This is a genomic window from Pseudomonas fluorescens (assembly GCF_902497745.1).
Classification (GTDB): Bacteria; Pseudomonadota; Gammaproteobacteria; order Pseudomonadales; family Pseudomonadaceae; genus Aquipseudomonas; species Aquipseudomonas fluorescens_BM.
In genome coordinates this window covers 112,323-130,852 of the sequence record NZ_CABVHJ010000021.1, presented here as the reverse complement: position 1 = coordinate 130,852, position 18,530 = coordinate 112,323, and the positions used below count along the sequence as shown (strand labels likewise).

12 protein-coding genes are annotated in these 18,530 nt (G+C 60.3%); 6 read left to right on the top strand and 6 right to left on the bottom strand.

Translation table 11 applies throughout. The features are described 5' to 3' along the window. Nucleotides 1-199: 199 nt before the first annotated feature. Both cysS and F8N44_RS26005 read right to left on the bottom strand, forming a co-directional pair. On the bottom strand, nt 200-1,582 hold the full coding sequence (gene cysS / locus F8N44_RS26010; protein ID WP_016986558.1) for a cysteine--tRNA ligase: 1,383 nt from the start codon (nt 1,580-1,582) through the stop codon (nt 200-202). A 21-nt stretch (nt 1,583-1,603) separates the two neighbouring features. Then, nucleotides 1,604-3,301, bottom strand: coding sequence for a glutamine--tRNA ligase/YqeY domain fusion protein (locus F8N44_RS26005; protein WP_016986557.1), 1,698 nt, complete (start codon nt 3,299-3,301; stop codon nt 1,604-1,606). A gap of 266 nt (nt 3,302-3,567) precedes the next feature. Here F8N44_RS26005 and F8N44_RS26000 point away from each other — a divergent pair, with 266 nt between their 5' ends. Together F8N44_RS26000 and lpxH are read left to right on the top strand one after the other, a co-directional pair. Then, nucleotides 3,568-4,074 carry a peptidylprolyl isomerase gene (locus F8N44_RS26000; RefSeq protein WP_150652315.1) on the top strand — a complete coding sequence of 169 codons (507 nt, stop codon included), beginning with the start codon at nt 3,568-3,570 and terminating at the stop codon, nt 4,072-4,074. After that, entirely contained in the window at nt 4,071-4,817 is a 747-nt protein-coding gene (lpxH, locus tag F8N44_RS25995; RefSeq protein WP_150652314.1) for a UDP-2,3-diacylglucosamine diphosphatase, read from the top strand. The genes F8N44_RS26000 and lpxH overlap by 4 nt, the downstream gene beginning before the upstream one ends. A 307-nt stretch (nt 4,818-5,124) precedes the next feature. On the opposite strand, the gene F8N44_RS25990 is transcribed toward lpxH, so the two are convergent. The 4 genes from F8N44_RS25990 to F8N44_RS25975 form a co-directional block, all read right to left on the bottom strand. Then, nucleotides 5,125-6,654 (bottom strand): DHA2 family efflux MFS transporter permease subunit, encoded by a 1,530-nt coding sequence (locus F8N44_RS25990; RefSeq protein ID WP_095050765.1) that lies wholly within the window; start codon nt 6,652-6,654, stop codon nt 5,125-5,127. A gap of 141 nt (nt 6,655-6,795) precedes the next feature. Next, on the bottom strand, nt 6,796-7,998 hold the full coding sequence (locus F8N44_RS25985) for an efflux RND transporter periplasmic adaptor subunit (protein WP_150652313.1): 1,203 nt from the start codon (nt 7,996-7,998) through the stop codon (nt 6,796-6,798). Nucleotides 7,999-8,013: 15 nt separating this feature from the next. Continuing rightward, nucleotides 8,014-9,483 (bottom strand): efflux transporter outer membrane subunit, encoded by a 1,470-nt coding sequence (locus tag F8N44_RS25980; RefSeq protein ID WP_150652312.1) that lies wholly within the window; start codon nt 9,481-9,483, stop codon nt 8,014-8,016. Then, complete coding sequence (locus F8N44_RS25975) at nt 9,473-9,955, bottom strand: MarR family winged helix-turn-helix transcriptional regulator (RefSeq protein ID WP_150652311.1); 483 nt, start codon at nt 9,953-9,955, stop codon at nt 9,473-9,475. Before F8N44_RS25975 ends, F8N44_RS25980 begins: the two co-directional genes overlap by 11 nt. A 312-nt stretch (nt 9,956-10,267) precedes the next feature. Here F8N44_RS25975 and F8N44_RS25970 point away from each other — a divergent pair, with 312 nt between their 5' ends. The 4 genes from F8N44_RS25970 (at nt 10,268) to F8N44_RS25955 (ending at nt 18,526) form a co-directional block, all read left to right on the top strand. Continuing rightward, nucleotides 10,268-11,236, top strand: coding sequence for a fimbrial protein (locus F8N44_RS25970; RefSeq protein ID WP_150652310.1), 969 nt, complete (start codon nt 10,268-10,270; stop codon nt 11,234-11,236). A gap of 55 nt (nt 11,237-11,291) precedes the next feature. Continuing rightward, on the top strand, nt 11,292-14,105 hold the full coding sequence (locus tag F8N44_RS25965; RefSeq protein WP_150652309.1) for an ATP-binding protein: 2,814 nt from the start codon (nt 11,292-11,294) through the stop codon (nt 14,103-14,105). Next, nucleotides 14,092-15,279 (top strand): EAL domain-containing protein, encoded by a 1,188-nt coding sequence (locus F8N44_RS25960; RefSeq protein WP_150652308.1) that lies wholly within the window; start codon nt 14,092-14,094, stop codon nt 15,277-15,279. Before F8N44_RS25965 ends, F8N44_RS25960 begins: the two co-directional genes overlap by 14 nt. An 85-nt stretch (nt 15,280-15,364) precedes the next feature. Then, a complete protein-coding gene (locus F8N44_RS25955) occupies nt 15,365-18,526 on the top strand; it encodes a hybrid sensor histidine kinase/response regulator (protein ID WP_150652307.1) in 3,162 nt (1,053 codons plus the stop codon). Nucleotides 18,527-18,530 lie beyond the last annotated feature (4 nt).

Below are 18,530 nucleotides of genomic sequence, written 5' to 3'. Positions count from 1 at the left end.
AGGTGTCTGGCGTTGTACATCGACCTGAAAAAACCAGTCGATTATGGATTCAAAGCAGCACGTTCAAGTCGGCGTGTTTCCTGAGCATCCCCCATTCGGTCCCCTCTCCCTCTGGGAGAGGGCTAGGGTGAGGGGCTTTTCCAGCGTCCAAACAAAAACCCGCACAAGGCGGGTTTTGTTTTGAAGCGAAACACAGCTATCAGTCAGCCAAACGCCAGGTAGTCCCACCCTTGCCGTCTTCCAACACAACGCCCATCGCCGTCAGCTGATCACGGATACGATCGGACTCAGCCCAATCCTTACCCGCACGTGCCGCCAGACGCGCCGCAATCAGCGCATCAACCTCAGCCGCATCGACACGCCCTTCAGCGCCCGCCTGCAGGAAGTCATCCGCCTCCAACTGCAACACACCCAGCACGCTCGCCAGCTCTTTCAGACGTGCCGCCAGACCCGCCGCTGCATCGAGATCGCTCTCACGCAGACGGTTGATCTCACGCACCATCTCGAACAGCACCGCACAGGCTTCCGGCGTGCCGAAGTCGTCGTTCATCACCGTGGTGAAGCGTTCAACAAACGCTTCGCCGCCCGCCGGCGCCACAGTCGGCAGGCCTTTCAACGCGTGGTAGAAACGCTCGAGAGCGCCTTTGGCATCCTTGAGGTTGTCTTCCGAGTAGTTGATCGCGCTGCGGTAGTGGCTCGACACCAGCAGGTAGCGCACGACTTCCGGGTGATACTTTTCCAGCACGTCGCGAATGGTGAAGAAGTTGTTCAAGGACTTGGACATCTTCTCGCCATTGATACGGATCATGCCGCAATGCATCCACGCGTTGGCGTAGGTCTTGCCGGTGGCCGCTTCGCTCTGGGCGATTTCGTTTTCGTGGTGCGGGAACTCGAGGTCGCTGCCGCCGCCATGAATGTCGAAGGTCTCGCCGAGGCAGCAGGTGGACATCACCGAGCACTCGATGTGCCAGCCTGGACGCCCGGCGCCCCATGGCGATTCCCAGCTCGGCTCGCCCGGCTTGGCGGCTTTCCACAGCACGAAGTCGAGCGGGTCCTGTTTCGACTCGTCGACTTCGATGCGCGCGCCGATGCGCAGGTCTTCGATTTTCTTGCGCGACAGCTTGCCGTAGCCCATGAACTTGGCGACGCGGTAGTACACGTCGCCGTTGCCCGGAGCGTAGGCGTAACCCTTGTCGATCAAGGTCTGGATCATCGCATGCATGCCCGGAATGTGATCCGTGGCGCGCGGTTCCATGTCCGGCTTCTTGATGTTCAGGCGCGCTTCGTCTTCGTGCATCGCGGCGATCATGCGCTCGGTCAACGCTTCGAACGATTCACCGTTCTCGTTGGCGCGGTTGATGATCTTGTCGTCGATGTCGGTGATGTTGCGCACGTAGGTCAGGTCGTAACCGCTGAACCGCAACCAGCGGGTCACCAGGTCGAACGCGACCATGCTGCGGCCGTGGCCAAGGTGGCAGTAGTCGTACACGGTCATCCCGCAGACGTACATGCGCACCTTGTTGCCATCCAGCGGCTTGAAGACTTCTTTGCTCTTGGTGAGCGTGTTGTAGATCGTTAGCACGTTATTTCCCTTGACGCTGAATCACTGGCCCCACGAATCACGCAGGGTCACGGTACGGTTGAATACCGGTTGACCTGGTTTCGAGTCCTTCAAATCGGCAACGAAGTAGCCTTCGCGCTCGAACTGGAAACGGTCTTCCGGCTGTGCATTGCCAAGCGATGGCTCAGCACGACAACCGGTGAGTACCTGCAGCGAATCAGGGTTGATGTTGTCGAGGAAACTCGCGCTGTCTTCGGCCTTCTCAGGGTTGGCCGAACGGAACAGACGATCGTACAGACGCACTTCGCACTCGACGCTGGCGGCAGCCGGCACCCAGTGGATCACGCCTTTGACCTTGCGACCTTCAGGGTTCTTGCCGAGGGTTTCCGGGTCGTACGAGCAACGCAGTTCGACGATGTTGCCATCGGCGTCCTTGATCGCTTCGTCGGCACGGATCACGTAGCTGCCACGCAGACGCACTTCGCCGGCCGGTTCGAGGCGCTTGTAGCCCTTCGGCGGCTCTTCCATGAAGTCGTCACGGTCGATGTAGATTTCCCGGGCAAACGGCAGTGCGCGCACGCCCATGTCTTCTTTCGGGTGACGCGGCAGTTCGAGGTTTTCGACCTGGCCTTCCGGGTAGTTGGTGATGACGACTTTCAGCGGACGCAGTACGCACATGGCGCGCGGTGCGGTCTGGTCGAGGTCGTCACGGATGCTGAATTCGAGCATGCCGAAGTCGACCACGCCGTCGGAACGGTTGGTGCCGATCATTTCGCAGAAATTGCGGATCGATTTCGGTGTGTAGCCACGGCGGCGGAAGCCCGACAGCGTGGACATGCGCGGATCGTCCCAACCGTTGACGTGTTTTTCATCGACCAGTTGCTTGAGCTTGCGCTTGCTGGTGATGGTGTAGTTGAGGTTCAGACGGCTGAACTCGTACTGACGCGGGTGCGCCGGCACTGGCAACGCGTCGAGGAACCACTCGTACAGCGGACGATGGCTTTCGAACTCAAGGGTGCAGATCGAGTGGGTGATGCCTTCGATGGCGTCCGACTGACCGTGGGTGAAATCGTAGTTCGGGTAGATGCACCACTTGTCGCCGGTCTGGTGGTGATGCGCGTGACGGATGCGATACATGATCGGGTCGCGCAGGTTCATGTTCGGCGAGGCCATGTCGATTTTGGCACGCAGCACGCGGGCGCCGTCCGGGAACTCACCGGCGCGCATACGGGCGAACCAGTCGAGGTTTTCTTCAACGGAACGGTCGCGGAACGGGCTGTTCTTGCCCGGCTCGGTCAGGCTGCCACGGTATTCCTTGGCCTGCTCCGGGGTCAGGTCGTCGACGTAAGCCTTGCCGGCCTTGATCAGCTCAACGGCCCAATCGTGCAACTGGTCGAAATACTGCGAGGCGTAGCGCACTTCGCCGGACCATTCGAAACCCAGCCATTTGACGTCGCTTTCGATCGCGTCGATGTACTCCTGGTCTTCCTTGGCCGGGTTGGTGTCGTCGAAACGCAAGTGCGTGACGCCGCCGAACTCCTGGGCCAGGCCGAAGTTCACGCAGATCGACTTGGCGTGGCCGATGTGCAGGTAGCCGTTGGGCTCAGGCGGGAAACGGGTGACGATCTGCGTGTGCTTGCCCGAGTCCAGGTCTGCCTGGATGATCGGCCGCAGGAAATTGACCGGCACGGCAGGGCCGGACTTGGCATTCGAGGTAGGGTCGACAGTGGGCTTGCTCATAGGATCCTTGACTTACATGTGCGCGGCCGCAGAGGGGGCCAGACAAAACAAAGCCGCTATCATAGCCGATGCTGTCAAGGGGCTGACAGAGCACGGCCTATAAAGGAGCGCATTTAATCGCAGGGATTTGGAAAAACAGCCTCGAAATTCGCGCCTGTCACGCTAAACTGCGCACCTTGGCCCACGGGCTGAACCGGTAACGGGCGCAAATGTCCCATTGCCCACGAATTCCTTATAAAACGCTTCATTGAAAAAGAGCACCGATCATGACTCAAGTTAAATTGACCACCAATCATGGCGACATCGTCATCGAACTGAACGCTGAAAAGGCGCCGATCACCGTCGCCAACTTCATCGAATATGTTAAGGCCGGTCACTACGAAAACACCGTTTTCCACCGTGTCATCGGTAACTTCATGATCCAGGGCGGCGGTTTCGAGCCAGGCATGAAGGAAAAGAAAGACAAGCGTCCAAGCATCCAGAACGAAGCTGACAACGGTCTTTCCAACGAGAAGTACACCGTTGCCATGGCCCGCACCATGGAGCCGCATTCGGCTTCCGCGCAGTTCTTCATCAACGTTGCCGACAACACCTTCCTCAACCACAGCGGCAAGAATGTGCAAGGCTGGGGCTACGCAGTATTCGGTAAAGTGACCGCTGGCACCGACGTTGTCGACAAGATCAAAGGTGTTTCGACCACTTCCAAGGCCGGCCACCAGGACGTACCAGCAGACGACGTGATCATCGAGAAAGCCGAGATCATCGAAGCGTGATATTGCTGATTTCAGACTTGCATCTGGAAGAGGAGCGCCCGGACATTACCCGGGCGTTTCTGGATTTGCTCGCCGGACGCGCCCGCTCGGCGAGTGCGTTGTACATCCTTGGCGACTTCTTCGAAGCGTGGATTGGCGACGACGCCATGACGCCCTTCCAGCGTTCCATCTGCCAGGCCCTGCGCGAACTCAGCGACAGCGGCACGGCGATTTTTCTGATGCACGGCAATCGCGACTTCATGCTCGGCAAGGCCTTCTGCAAGCAGGCCGGCTGTACGTTGTTGAAGGATCCGAGTGTCGTGCAGTTTTACGGCGAGCCGGTGCTGTTGATGCACGGCGACAGCCTGTGCACCCGCGACGTCGGTTATATGAAGCTGCGGCGTTATCTGCGTAATCCGATCACGCTATTTATCCTGCGCAACCTGCCCTTGAGCAGCCGCCATAAACTGGCGCGCAAGCTGCGCAGCGAGAGTAAGGCGCAGACGCGGATGAAGGCCAATGACATTGTTGATGTTACGCCTGAGGAAGTTCCGCGGATCATGCAGGAATATGGGGTGAAAACCCTTATTCACGGGCACACTCATCGCCCGGCGATCCATAAGCTGCAGCTCGGTGAGCAAGCGGCGAAGCGGATTGTGCTGGGGGATTGGGATCGTCAGGGTTGGGCGTTGCAGGTGGATGAGAGCGGGTACGCGTTGGCGCCGTTCGATTTCGCCCCGCCGCTGGCTTTGCCGCACGGCTGAAGATCGCTACCCCCTCACCCCAGCCCTCCCGAAACGTCGGACCGCCCCCAAGGGGGCGAGGGGGAAAGGGAGCCGATCTCTATGCTTTTCAAACCAGAGTTCGACTGAAGTCTGTCAGGTAGATGTATCCCGAACATCCAACGCAGTAAGTCCTCCCTCCCCCACTGGGCGAAGGGGAAAGGGAGCTGACCGCATGCAGCTCAAAACCTGAGTTCAACTCGGTATCGCAAGTCGGTGTACCTCGAACAATCAACTCGGTCAGTCCCCTCTCCCTCCGGGAGAGGGTTAGGGTCAGGGGCGTTTGACCTTAGTGCCCGGAAGCAGCAGGCCCTGCCTTGGCGGCAAACGGCGGTTTCGCCAGCCACACAATCAGAATCAACCCCATAAACCCCCAGCCCAGCAACGTGAAGTAATCCACGGTGGAGAGCATGTACGCCTGGCTCGTCAAAATCTGATCCATCTGCGCATACGCCGACTGGCTAGCCCCGCCCAAATGATTCAAGGTCTCGCGCGTCGCCGGCTCAAAGGTGCTGATACTTTCACTCATATACGCATGATGCTGATCCGCGCGGCGAATCCAGATCCAGGTGGTCAGCGACGCCGCAAAGCTACCGCCCAACGTCCGCAGAAAAGTCGCCAGACCGGCACCATCGGCAATCTGGCTCGGCGGCAGGTCCGACATCAGAATGCTCAAGGTCGGCATGAAGAACAGCGCCACGCCAATACCCATGAACAGCTGCACCAAAGCGATGTGCTGGAAGTCCACCTCATTGGTGAATCCCGCCCGCATGAAGCAACTCAAGCCAATCGCCAGAAACGCCAACCCGGCCAGCAAACGCAGGTCGAACTTGTTCGCGTACTTGCCGACAAACGGCGACAGCAGCACCGGCAGAATGCCGATCGGCGCCACGGCCAGACCCGCCCAGGTCGCGGTGTAGCCCATTTGCGTCTGCAACCACTGCGGCAAGATCAGGTTGATGCCGAAGAACCCGGCGTAACCCAGCACCAACACCAGCGTACCAATGCGGAAGTTGCGGTAGGCGAATAGCCGCAAGTTGACCACCGGATGCTGATCGGTCATTTCCCAGATGACGAACACCGCCAGCGCGATCACCGAGATCGCCGCGCCGATGATGATGAAGTTCGACTCGAACCAGTCCAGGTCATTGCCCTTGTCGAGGATCACCTGCAAGGCGCCGACGCCAATGATCAGCGTGATCAGTCCGACGTAATCCATTGGCTGACGGCTGGTTTCCACCGGACGTTTGGCCAGTTGCGAACGCACTACCATCACCGCAAAGATGCCGATCGGCACGTTGATGAAGAAGATCCACGGCCAGCTGTAACTGTCGGTAATCCAGCCGCCGAGAATCGGCCCGGCAATCGGCGCGACCACCGTGACCATCGCCAGCAACGCGAGAGCCATGCCTCGCTTCGCCGGCGGATAAACCGCGATCAGCAGGGTTTGCGTCATCGGGTACAGCGGCCCGGCGACCAGGCCTTGCAGCACACGGAAGCCGATCAGCTCCGGCATCGAGGTCGAAATACCGCAGAGGAACGAGGCCAGCACAAACAGAATCGTGGCCCACAAAAACAGCTTCACCTCGCCGAACCGACGGCTGAGCCAACCGGTCAGCGGCAGCGCAATTGCGTTGCTCACGGCGAACGAGGTGATCACCCAGGTGCCCTGCTCCGAACTCACCCCGAGGTTGCCGGATATGGTCGGCAGCGCCACGTTGGCGATGGTGGTGTCGAGCACTTGCATGAAGGTCGCCAGCGACAGGCCGATGGTGCTGAGCAACAGGCTGGGCGGCGTGAAAGAGGCGTTATTGCTCATTGTGAATCCTATGAAACCTGATTAGCGCCGGGCCCTTTGTGGGAGCGAGCCTGCTCGCGAAGGCGGCCTTTCAGACAAATAAATGCTGAATGAACCACCGCTTTCGCGAGCAGGCTCGCTCCCACAGGGTCGGTGTCGGTATCAGCGTTGTGCGGTTTTGCTCACCACAGCGCTGTTGTCGTGGATCAGCTGCGCAATCATCGCGTCGGCTTCGGCCAGTTGGCGGTCGTAGACGTTGGTGCTGAACGAGGCTTTTTGCGGCGGCTGCTGCGCCAGCACCGGACCGCTCTGGTCGTGCAGGTTCACTTCAACATTGGTCGACAGACCGACACGCAGCGGATGCTTGGCCAGTTCTTCGGCATTGATGTGAATGCGCACTGGCACACGCTGAACAATCTTGATCCAGTTACCGGTGGCGTTCTGCGCTGGCAGCAAGGCAAACGCGCTACCCGTACCGGCGCCGAGGCTGTCGACGGTGCCGCTGTACTTCACATCGCTGCCGTAGATATCGGATTCGATGTCGACCGGCTGACCGATGCGCATGTCACGCAACTGGGTTTCCTTGAAGTTGGCGTCGATCCACAGCTGATCCAGCGGAATCACTGCCATCAACGCCGTGCCCGGCTGCACGCGCTGACCGAGCTGCACGGTGCGTTTGGCCACGTAACCGGTGACCGGCGCGATCAAGGTGCTGCGGGCATTGGTCAGATAGGCCTGACGCAGATCGGCAGCGGCCGACATCACGTCCGGGTGCGACGAGACCACGGTGTCATCGACCAGCGCGCTGGTGGTTTTCAGTTGCTGTTTGGCGTTGGCCAGGGCGTTCTGCGCCGAGGTCAGATCGTCGCGAGCGTGGGACAGTTCTTCTTGGGAAATCGCCCCGCCCTGCGCGAGGTTTTTCCGGCGGTTGTAGTTGTCCTGGGCTTTCTGCACTTCGGCCTGCTGCGCGTTGACCTGGGCTTTCATGCCATCGACGTTGCTGTACAAGCCACGCACCTGACGCACGGTGCGCGCCAGTTTTGCCTGCGCACTTTGCAGGCCGACTTCGGCATCGTTCGGGTCGAAGTTGATCAGCACCTGGCCTTCGTGAACCAGATAACCATCGTCAGCGCCAATGCTGACCACAGTGCCGGTCACCAGCGGGGTGATTTCAACGACGTTGCCGTTGACGTAGGCGTCGTCGGTGCTTTCGTTAAAGCGCCCGATGAATTCGTGATACGCCCAGACGCCGGCGCAGGCGAGCGCGACGACAACGGCGAGCACCAGCAGCATGACTTTGCGTTTGCGCGGGTTGCCGGTGTCCGGGGTGTTGCCTTGAGCTTGGGTATTTTCGGCAGTGGCCATGACAATTACCTTGAATTAGTTGTGCGGCGTGGCTGGGCTGGCGTTGGCTGCGGTCAGGGTGTCACCCTGGAAGCCGCCGCCCAGCGCTTGCATCAGTTGAATCGACAGGTCGATCTGCTCGGCATTGAGGGTGGCCAATTGACGCTGGGCCTGCAGCAATTGCTGCTCGATGCTGAGCACGTCCAGGTAGTTGCCGATGCCGGAACCGTAACGCTGGACGACGGTGTTGTAAGAATCCTGAGCGATGTCGGTGGCGTGTTGCTGCGCACCGATCTGCCGGCCGATGTCACGCAACTGGTTGATCGCGTCGCTGACATCGCCCAGTGCTTTCACCAGACTTTTGTTGTACTGCGCCACCGCCAGATCGTAATCGGCGTCGCGCGCATCGAGGTTGGCGCGCAGGCGTCCGCCGTCGAAGATCGGCACCGAAATGGTCGGGGCAATGTTGAAGAAGCGACTGGCCGAACCGAACATCGCGTCACCCAACAAGGACTCGGCACCGGCCGAGGCCGACAGGTTCAAGTTGGGATAGAAGCGGGTTTTCGCCGAGTCGATGTCTTTGCTCGCCGCCTCGACGCGCCAACGGGCGGCGACCAGATCCGGGCGACGGCCGAGCAGTTCCGCCGGCAACACCGACGGCACAGCGACAGCGCTGGCTTGCAGGACTTTCGGTCGGGCAATTTCGTTGCCGCGATCCGGGCCTTTGCCGAGCAGCACGGCCAAAGCGATTTTGGCGCTGTTCAAGCGTTTTTCTGCGTCGATCAGGCTGGCTTCGGAACTGGCTTCCAAGCTCTGGGTTTGCTGGAACTGGTACTGGCTGTCGATCCCGGAACTCAGGCGACGCTGGCTCAGGTCGAGCATTTGTTTAGTGCGTTTGAGGTCTTCGTTGGCCAAGTCATAAACGATGTGCGCCTGACCGAGATCGCTGTAAGCGCGAGCGACGTCGGCGGCCAGGGTCAGTTGTGCAGCCTGACGATCGACTTCAGCGGCGCGTGCCTCACCGAGTGCCGCTTCCCAGGCATCACGCTGACCGCCCCAGAGGTCGAAGTTGTAATTGAAACCGGCGCTGACATTGCGCACCGTCGAATAAGCCCCGCCCTGCCCCAGCGGATCCTGATCGCGAGCCAGACGCGAACGGCTGATGCCGGCGCTGGCATCGAGGGTCGGATAACGCTCGGCGTCGGCGGCATACGCGGCGGCGCTGGCCTGATGCGCGCGGGCTTCAGCGATCTGCATGTCCGGGCTGTCGTGCAGGGCTTCACGGATCAGGCCGTCGAGTTGCGGATCGCCGAGGCTGGTCCACCAATCGCTTTTCGGCCATGCGGCTGGCGACAGGGTCACGCCGTTGAGGGATTGGCCGACTTTCAGGGTTTTCGCATCAAGGCTTTTGCCTTGAGTGTCGAGACCGCTGTAGTTGGCGCAGCCGGCGAGGATCATCGCCGACAGCACCAGCGTCAGGCTGCTGCGCAAGGTTTTACCGCTCATTGTGTTCACCTAAGCGCTGGATGGTGATCGGGTCACCGGCTGCCAGCAGGATTTTCTTGAGGATGTATTCCAGGGTTTTCAACTCGTCCGGGGTGACGGCGCCCGCCAGTTCATTCATCGCGTCGGCGCCGATGTACGGCAGGCGATCGGTCAGTTGCTGGCCTTGCTCGGTGAGCTTCAGTTGCACCTGACGGCGATCGCCTTCGCTGCGCTGGCGAGCGAGAAAGTCTTTCTGCTCCAGACGATCGAGCATGCGCGTCATTGAACCGCTGTCGAGCGACAGATGCCGGCATAGTTCGGCCGGGGTATCGACGCCGAACTGGGCCATGATGATCAACACCTTGAACTGCGCGGCGGTGATGCCGTGGGGTTCCATGTGGGTGTCGATGATCCGGTCCTTGAGCAGCGCAGCACGGCCAAGCAACAGGCCGAGATGGCAGTGTTTGAATTCGTCCGGGGTGAAATGCTTCATTTGCTCACCTAATAACTGCCTAGGCAGTGAATGTATGTCGAGATGTTACTGCCTAGGCAGCGAATGTCAACGGAATAGTTAGGAGGCTTGGTAATTAGTTGACAAGTGGGCTGGGATTTATTGCACGGGCGACCCCATTCGCGAGCAGGCTCGCTCCCACAGGGAAAACGCGTTCCAATGTGGGAGCGAGCCTGCTCGCGAATGCAGCGACACGGTGCCAGGGATGATCGCTTTCTAGGAATCGCCTGATGTTCAGGCTTTAGTGCCGTGGCTAACGTACGCCGTTCATTGGCCGATACGTAAACTCTTTCCATGAAGCGCTTCAAACTCCATCGCCCGCTCCTGTTGTGTATCGCAGCCACCCTGTTTGCCTGCGCGTCGAACGTCATGGCCGGCAGCTGTGTGGCGGTCGATTCAAAGACTGAAACCCTAAACTTTGGCGCCAGTCTCGCCAGCTCCACTCTGACCATTCCTGCCGACACACCCAATGGCACCGTGGTCTATCAGGACACCGTGCGGTCAACCGGGCATATCTGGAGCTGTTCGAAGATTTCCATGTTTGGCATTCAGATCAATCCGAAACTGGGCACCGCTACCGGTACCACCAGTATTTTTCCGCTGGGCAAGAGCGGACTGTCCTACCGCGTCTGGTTCGAAGCCATGAGCCGCTACGAAACAGCTCTGCAAGCCATCGCTCCGAACACCAGCTATGGCTTTGGCGGGAACTCTGTGCGTCTGGAAATTATCAAGACCGGCGAGCTGACATCGAAAGTCAACATCGACGCGGGGTATCTGGGCAGCCTGCAGGACGATGATCTGATCCTGAAGAAACTCAACCTGATGAACCCGATCGTATTGAACGCAGCCTCCTGCCAGACCCCGTCTGTCCCGGTGGCGATGGGCGACGATTACCAGCTCCATGACTTTCGCGAAGCCGGCGCCACGTCACGCAAGGTGCGCTTCGACATTGCCTTGAACCAATGCCAGACCGGGATCAAGAAAGTCACTTATTCACTCAAGGCCAACACCCCGATCCTTGATGCAACCAAAGGTGTCGTTGCGCTCAACTCCAGTTCCACCGCCAAAGGTATCGGCCTGCAAGTGATGAATGAACTCGGACAGCCCATCGCCTTCGACACCACCTATCCGTTCAGCGGCTTCACCACCACCGGGCTCAATTTCAAAATCCCCTTTTCGGCGGCGTATTACCGTCTGGGCACAGAGCGTGTCGAGGCGGGCAGCGCCAACACCGAAGTGACCTTCATCGTCAATTACCTGTGAGGCCTTTAAGGATCGTCTGATTTTCCCGGCACACGCTCGCCTCTACTGTGCCGGCATGCGATTGAAGAATTACCTCCACCAGATCAGCCCGGTCCTGTCGACGCCTCATGCTGCGCGGCGCCTGTTGCGCATTTTCGCGTTGGTGCTGCTCGTCGGCATTCTCGGCGGCGTGTACAGCTTTCTGCTGTTCACTTTCAACAATGAGATCTCCCAGCGGCGCAGCTACATGAGCAGCGCTATCGCCGAGGCACACACCTTTTTCACCACCCGCGAAGCGCTGCTGGAAAGCCTCAGTTTGTCGGCGACTCGCCAGACCGCATTGAGCGCGCCGCTGTCCGAAGAAGAGATTCGTCTGCTGCTGGGCCAGACCCCGGGCAAGCAATGGAGCATCTGGTTGACCCAGCGCATGCGCGACTTTCTGCAACTGCGCAAATTGAATTTGCTCTACGTCAGCAGCGGTGCCGACACACAGGTCTGGCGCCTGTACAACACAACTCCGATGGCCGGCGACTTTCCGCGGGCGATGCTTGACCGCCTGGAAACCCTCAAGCGCGACAACACCGATGCCCTGAAAGAAATCTGGCTGACGCACAACGCGCAAGGGCACTCGCAGCTGTACATTTTCATTCGTCTGGATGACCGCGACCTCGATTCCGGCTGGCTCGGTCTGGAAATGGACGACCGTGAAGTCTCCAACGCCTTGAGTGACCACAGCGCCGGCGAGTTCACCATGTTCAACTCGCAAGGGATGCCGCTGTTCAGCAACAGCCACAAACCACCGCCGGGGCAACATCTGCCACTGCTGCGTCAGCAGGATTTCTTCGGTTTCGTCGGCGACGGCTGGCTGCCCGAACAGTTGGTTTTGCGCAAACAGCTCAAGTCATCGGACTGGCAACTCACCTACTCCATCGACTTGCTGGCGGTGCTTTGGGCCTTGTGGCCGCAGATGCTCGGCGCGCTGCTGTTCTGTCTGGCGAGCATCAGCCTGGTGTGCCTGCTGACCCGACGTCTGGAACATCGCTTCATCACCCCGACCCTGCACCGGATTCAGGCGCTGGTGGAAAGCGAGTTGTTCAGCCGCGACGTGATCCAGACCGCCCCCGTGGCACTCTGCGTGTTACGCCGCAGCGATGGCCAGGTCGTGCTGGAAAACACCCTCGCCCAACAATGGCTGGGCACGTGCAGCAAGCATCTGGGCCCGGGCTGGATCCGTGCTGCGTTTGACGAAAAGGCGCCCAGCCTGACCGACTATTTCGACACCGCTGATGGCCGGCACCTGTACCTGAGCTGCGCGCCGACCCGCTACAAAGGCGAAGACGTGTTGCTCTGCGCTTTCAGCGACATCAGCGCGCGCCGGCAAATCGAAGCGGCGCTGGAGCAGGCGCGCCAGTCGGCGGATGCCGCCAATGAAGCGAAAACCCTGTTTCTCGCAACCATGAGTCACGAAATCCGCACGCCGCTGTATGGCGTGCTCGGCACCCTCGAACTGCTCGCCCGCACTCGGCTCGACACCCAGCAGCAAAGCTATTTGCGCGCGATCGAAGGCTCGTCCGCGACCCTGCTGCAATTGATCTGCGATGTGCTCGATGTGTCGAAAATCGAAGCCGGGCAACTGGCGCTGGAACTGAGCGATTTTTCCATCGTGGCACTGGCGCATGAGGTGGTGCAGGGATACGCGGCGGCGGCACAGAGCAAAGGTTTGCAACTGTATGCCTGTTTTGATCCGCAACTGCCCGACAGCCTGGTCGGCGATGTCAGCCGGGTGCGGCAGATTCTCAATAATCTGTTGAGCAACGCGGTCAAATTCACCGATTCCGGGCGCGTGGTATTGCGGGTCAAAACGCTGTCCCGCGAAGGTGAGCGCGTCTGCGTGCAATGGCAGGTGTCGGACACCGGTCGCGGTATTGCCCACGATGATCAGGCGTTTATCTTCGAGCCGTTTTATCAGACCCAAGGCAGTAGCCACGCGGTCGCGGGCACCGGGTTGGGCCTGCCGATCTGCCTGCGGCTGACGAATTTGATGAACGGCACGCTGCGCATGGTCAGCGAACCGGGGCTGGGCAGCAGTTTTTCCCTGACCTTGCCGCTGGAGCAACGCGCGGGCAGCGGATTACCCGCAGCAACGCCAAAGCTGACGGGTGAAACCGTTTACGTGGTGTCGCCGGTGCGCGAACTGGCCGAAAGCCTCGCGGGCTGGCTGCGCCGTTGGGGTGCTCGACCGCACCTCGGCGCGCCGGCCAACCCTGCACCAGCCGACGCTGGCGTGTTGCTGGAGCTGTACCCGGCGCCAATGGAGCAACGCAGCGAACTGCACTGGTCAGGACCGCGCGTACTGGCCAGCGGTGATGCTGCCTGTGAGCCGCAATGCACGGGCAGAGGCTGGATGGCGAATCTGAATGATCTGGCCGCGATCCGCCAGGCCGTGCGTCAGGCTCAGGGCGGACAGATCGTTGAGCATCCACAACAGACAGAAACCCAGATGCTGGCGCCATTACACCTGCACATCCTCGTGGCCGAAGACAATGCCATCAACCAGTTGATCCTGCGCGACCAGTTGCAAGAGCTGGGCTGCACGGTGGCGTTGGCCAGCGATGGTGAAGAGGCGTTGTCACTGTGGCAGGACGACGCCTTCGACGTCGTGCTCAGCGACGTCAACATGCCACGACTCAACGGTTATGAATTGGCCAAGGCCTTGCGCCGCCTGGGCTGCACCATGCCGATCATCGGCGCCACCGCCAACGCCCTGCGCGGTGAAGAAGCCCTGTGCCTGGCCGCCGGTATGAACCATTGCCTGGTCAAACCTTTTACGCTAAGAGCCTTGTCGATCGTCCTGGCTCCCTACCAACGAGTCGCCGATGAAGTCCTCTAGCCTGCTGATTGTCGAAGATCATCCGTTCCAGCACCTGTATTTGCAAAACCTGTTCAACGAACTGGGTGTGTTCGATCTGGAATTTGCACGGGACGGCGAAGAAGCCTTGCGGCGTCTGAAAAACCGTGAGTTCGATCTGGTCCTCACCGATCTGCTGATGCCGGGCATGGACGGCGTGCAGTTCATCCAGGGCCTGGCCGCGCAGCCCTCGCGCCCGGCACTGGCAATCATGAGCGCGGCCTCGCGGCGCATGCTGATGGGCGCGAGCCTGGTGGCGAGCAACCTGCAAGTCAAAGTCATCGGTCTGATTTCCAAACCGGTCAATAGCGCTGCCTTGCGCTGTCTGATCGAGCAGTTGCAGACGCTGCGTCAGGCCGCCCCGGTCGCAACGCAGCCCGGTATTGATCGGCAAAGTATTCTGCACGCCTTGGACAAGGGTGAATTACAGGCCTGGTTCCAACCCAAAAAGGCGCTGGACAATGGCCGCATCGTCGCCGCCGAAGCCTTGGTGCGCTGGGAACACCCCGCACATGGCACGCTGTTGCCGGGGGCATTTCTACCGGCGCTGATTGCTTACGACCTCGAAGAGCGTCTGCTCTGGCGAATGCTGGAGCAGGCGATTGCCGCGCAAACCGTATGGCGCCAGCAGGGCTACGACATCCCGGTGTCGATCAATTTACCGACGCACCTGCTTAACAGCCATGATCTGCCGGACCGCATCCTCGCTTTCGTGCTGCAACACGAAGGCCTGCCGGCGCGGATCTGCTTCGAGTTGATGGAATGCTCGGTGCCCGATGACATCAGCAATTTCTACGCCGGCGCCTGCCGCTTGCGCATCAAGGGTTTCGGCTTGTCCCAAGATGATTTCGGCAAGGGCTACAGTTCTTACATGAACCTGGTGTCGGCGCCTTTCACCGAGCTGAAAATCGACCGCGCGCTGGTGCAGGGTTGCAACAGCAACGCCGAACTCGCGCAGGCGCTGACCAGCATTGTCACGTTGGGTCGCCAACTGGGCCTGACGGTGGTCGCCGAAGGCGTGGAAACCGCGCAAGAACTTGCTCTGTTGCGTAAAATCGACTGCACTCAGGTCCAGGGTTTCCTGATCTCCCACGCCGTGTCTTCGGAGCAGTTCCAGCAGTTGCTGACCCATGATGGACCGGCCAATGCATGGTGAACCCCAGACGCTGTTGACGACACCGTTTGCCACCGAGGTCTTTTGTGTCCAGACACTTTTCTACTTTGACTGATCAGGCGTTGTAATGCCGCAGCCCAACGCATTTCTGGAAAGACTCGCCAGCAGTTCGCTACGCCTGAACAAGAGCTTGCTGGTGCTTGGTGCGCTGGTCCTGCTGTTGCTGGGCATCAGTTATCTGGGCGTGCAGCGCATGGTGGATGAACAGCGCGATACCCTGCAGTTCCACTTCGCCCGACTGATGGAAAACATTCGCGAGCAGGAAGCCTTTCTCGACGCTATCTCAAGGGCCAGCGCCAAGGGTGAGTACTTTCCCGAAACTGCGACGCCGCCTGTTGTACAAAAGCGGTTGCCCGAAGAAGGACCGAACATTTATGAAGGTCGAGGCCTGGCGTTTTCACTGCCGTTCAGCGTAAAGATCGATCCGGAGCGAATCGCCCCCGGCCAATACCCCAAGGTGTTTGCCCTCGGCAGCTATCTGGCGGCTTATTACAGCGCCTTCTGGGCAGCCTCGCATTACCAGTCGCCGCAGGTGATCCTGCTCAACGGGCCGGACAATTTCGATATCGCCGTGCCCGCTGCCGGCCGTTTGCGTGGTGCAGGGCCGACGCAGATAAGCACCTTCGTCGAGATCATGACCCGGATGAACATGCAACGGCGCACGCAGACTTCAGCGCAGGTTCACTGGGTGCCCTACGCGTTCGCCGAGGAGGACAACGTTACCCCGACTCTGCTGGCCTACGTGCGGATCAATCTGAGCAAACCGACGCAGGCCATCGAAGGCGCCAACTCCTGGGCGGTGGTCGGCTCGCTGCTGAAACTGTCCCAGGTCAACAACATCGAGCGCTTGATGGCGTGGTCGATTTACGACGACTTCACCTTGATCACGCCCCACGATACCGTGTTGATCGGTGCGCTCAAGCCCGGTCAAGTGCTCAACGAAGGCGCGAATCTGACCGCAGATGGCCTGGTGTTCAAGCTGACCAGTCCCGGTGAACGGCACTGGACGGCGATCTATGTCATCAGTGTGCAGAGCTTTCTCGATTACGCGCTGTGGCCATTGCTGTGCCTTTTGGTCCTCGTGCTCGCCCTGCTCGGCTGTAGCCGGGCACTCAATCGCTGGTACACCCAGCGCGTTATCCTTCCTGCGCAAAGTGCCCACGCGAGCATCGCCGAAAGCGAAGCGTTCAGCCGCGCGGTCATCGACACCGCGCCCACCGGTCTTTGCGTGATCAGCCGCCGCGATCATCATGTGCTGCTGGAGAACCAGCGCGCCCAGCAATGGCACGACACCCGCGAACTGATCAGCCTGCTCGACCGGCAGACAGCGACCGGCCAAGGCCATGCCGAACTGGAGATTGCCGGTCGGCATTTGCATGTCGCCTTCGTCTCGACCCGTTATCAGGGTCAGGACGCCTGGCTGTGTGCGCTGCACGATGTGACCCGCCATGTCGAAGACGCGGCGGCGCTGGAAGTCGCCCGCCAGGCCGCCGATTCGGCCAATCAGGCCAAGAGCCGGTTTCTGGCAACGATGAGCCATGAAATCCGCACGCCGCTGTATGGCGTGCTTGGCACGCTGGAATTGCTCGGTCTGACCACGCTGAATCCGCGTCAGCAAGCTTATCTGGACACCATTCAGCGCTCGTCGGCCAGTCTGTTCAAGCTGATCAGCGATGTGCTGGATGTGTCGAAGATCGAGGCCGGGCAAATGAATCTCGAGCTTCAGCCGTTCTGTCCGCTGGAACTGACCGAAGACGTTGTGCGCAGCTACGGCGCGTTTGCCCGTGGCAAAGGTTTGCAGCTGTATGCCTGCATCGATGCGGCGCTGCCGGATCAACTGCTCGGTGATGCGCAGCGCATTCGGCAGATCCTCAACAACCTGCTGAGCAACGCGATCAAGTTCACTGACAACGGCCGCGTGGTCATGCGCGTTCGTGTGCTGCAAAGCACTGGCGGTCGCGCGGAGGTGCTGTGGCAGGTCAGCGATTCGGGCGTGGGCATTTCCCGGGCGCAGCAACAGCAGTTGTTCGACCCGTTCTATCAAGTCAACGAAGCCGACAGCCATGCCGGCGCCGGTCTGGGTCTGGCCATTTGCAAGTGGCTGTGTGAATTGATGCAGGGCCAGTTGAACGTGGTCAGCGAGCCGGGACTGGGCAGCCGTTTCAACTTGCAACTGACCCTGGATTGCGCGCCGGGCAGTCTCGCCGATTGCCCGGCGTTCGTGGCCGGCGGCGCCGCCGTTTATGTACGGGCACCGGTGGCCGAACTGGCGCAGCATCTGAGCGCCTGGCTTCACCGCTTTGGACTCGATTGTCGTCTGGTGACGCACGAGTTGCCACCGCCTGCAGCGCTGCTGGTGGACTTTGCGCCGCTGGCCAACGCCACGGTATTCAATGGCCCGCGCATTGTCGCCACTGCGGGCGGTCCCAATCCGGCACAGGTACGTGGCAGTGGCTGGCAGGTCGATGCCGACGATGTACGCGCCATTGGCTGGGCGATTGCGCTGGCCCGACACGGCGCCAGTCACCAACGTGTGACTGCGCAGGCGCAAAACAGCCTAGCGCTGAATCTGCGCGTGCTCGTGGCCGAAGACAATACGATCAACGCGGCGATCATCAAGGAACAACTGGAGGCGCTGGGCTGTTCGGTCGTGGTCGCCGCCAATGGCGAACAGGCGCTGGTGCAATGGGCACCCGGACGGTTCGATCTGCTGCTGACCGACGTCAACATGCCGGTCATGAACGGCTACCAACTGGCCGCCGCACTGCGCGAGCAGGATGCGACGCTGCCGATTATCGGCGTTACCGCCAATGCCCTGCGCGAAGAAGGCGAACGCTGCGCCGCCGTCGGCATGAACGCGTGGATGGTCAAGCCGTTGAACCTGACGACACTGCGCACGCAGCTGCAAAGCCACTGCCAGACAGCGATCGCGCCAGTCGCTGACGCTGCACCGACCCTCTCACCAAAAATGCGCGAGCTGTTTGTCTCGACCCTGCGCGGCGATGTCCAGACCACCCTCACCGCGCTGGATGCGGCCGACGCCAGTGGCGTCGCCCAGCAACTGCACAGCATGGCCGGGGCACTGGGCGCCGTGCGGGTCGAAGCCCTGGCCAGTGCGTTTGTCGAACTGGAATGTCGCCTGACCGGCATGACGATCACCCCGGCACTGGTCACGCAAGTGCGCCAACAGCTGGCGCGTCTGACTGACCTGCTCGACACCCTTGAATAATTTC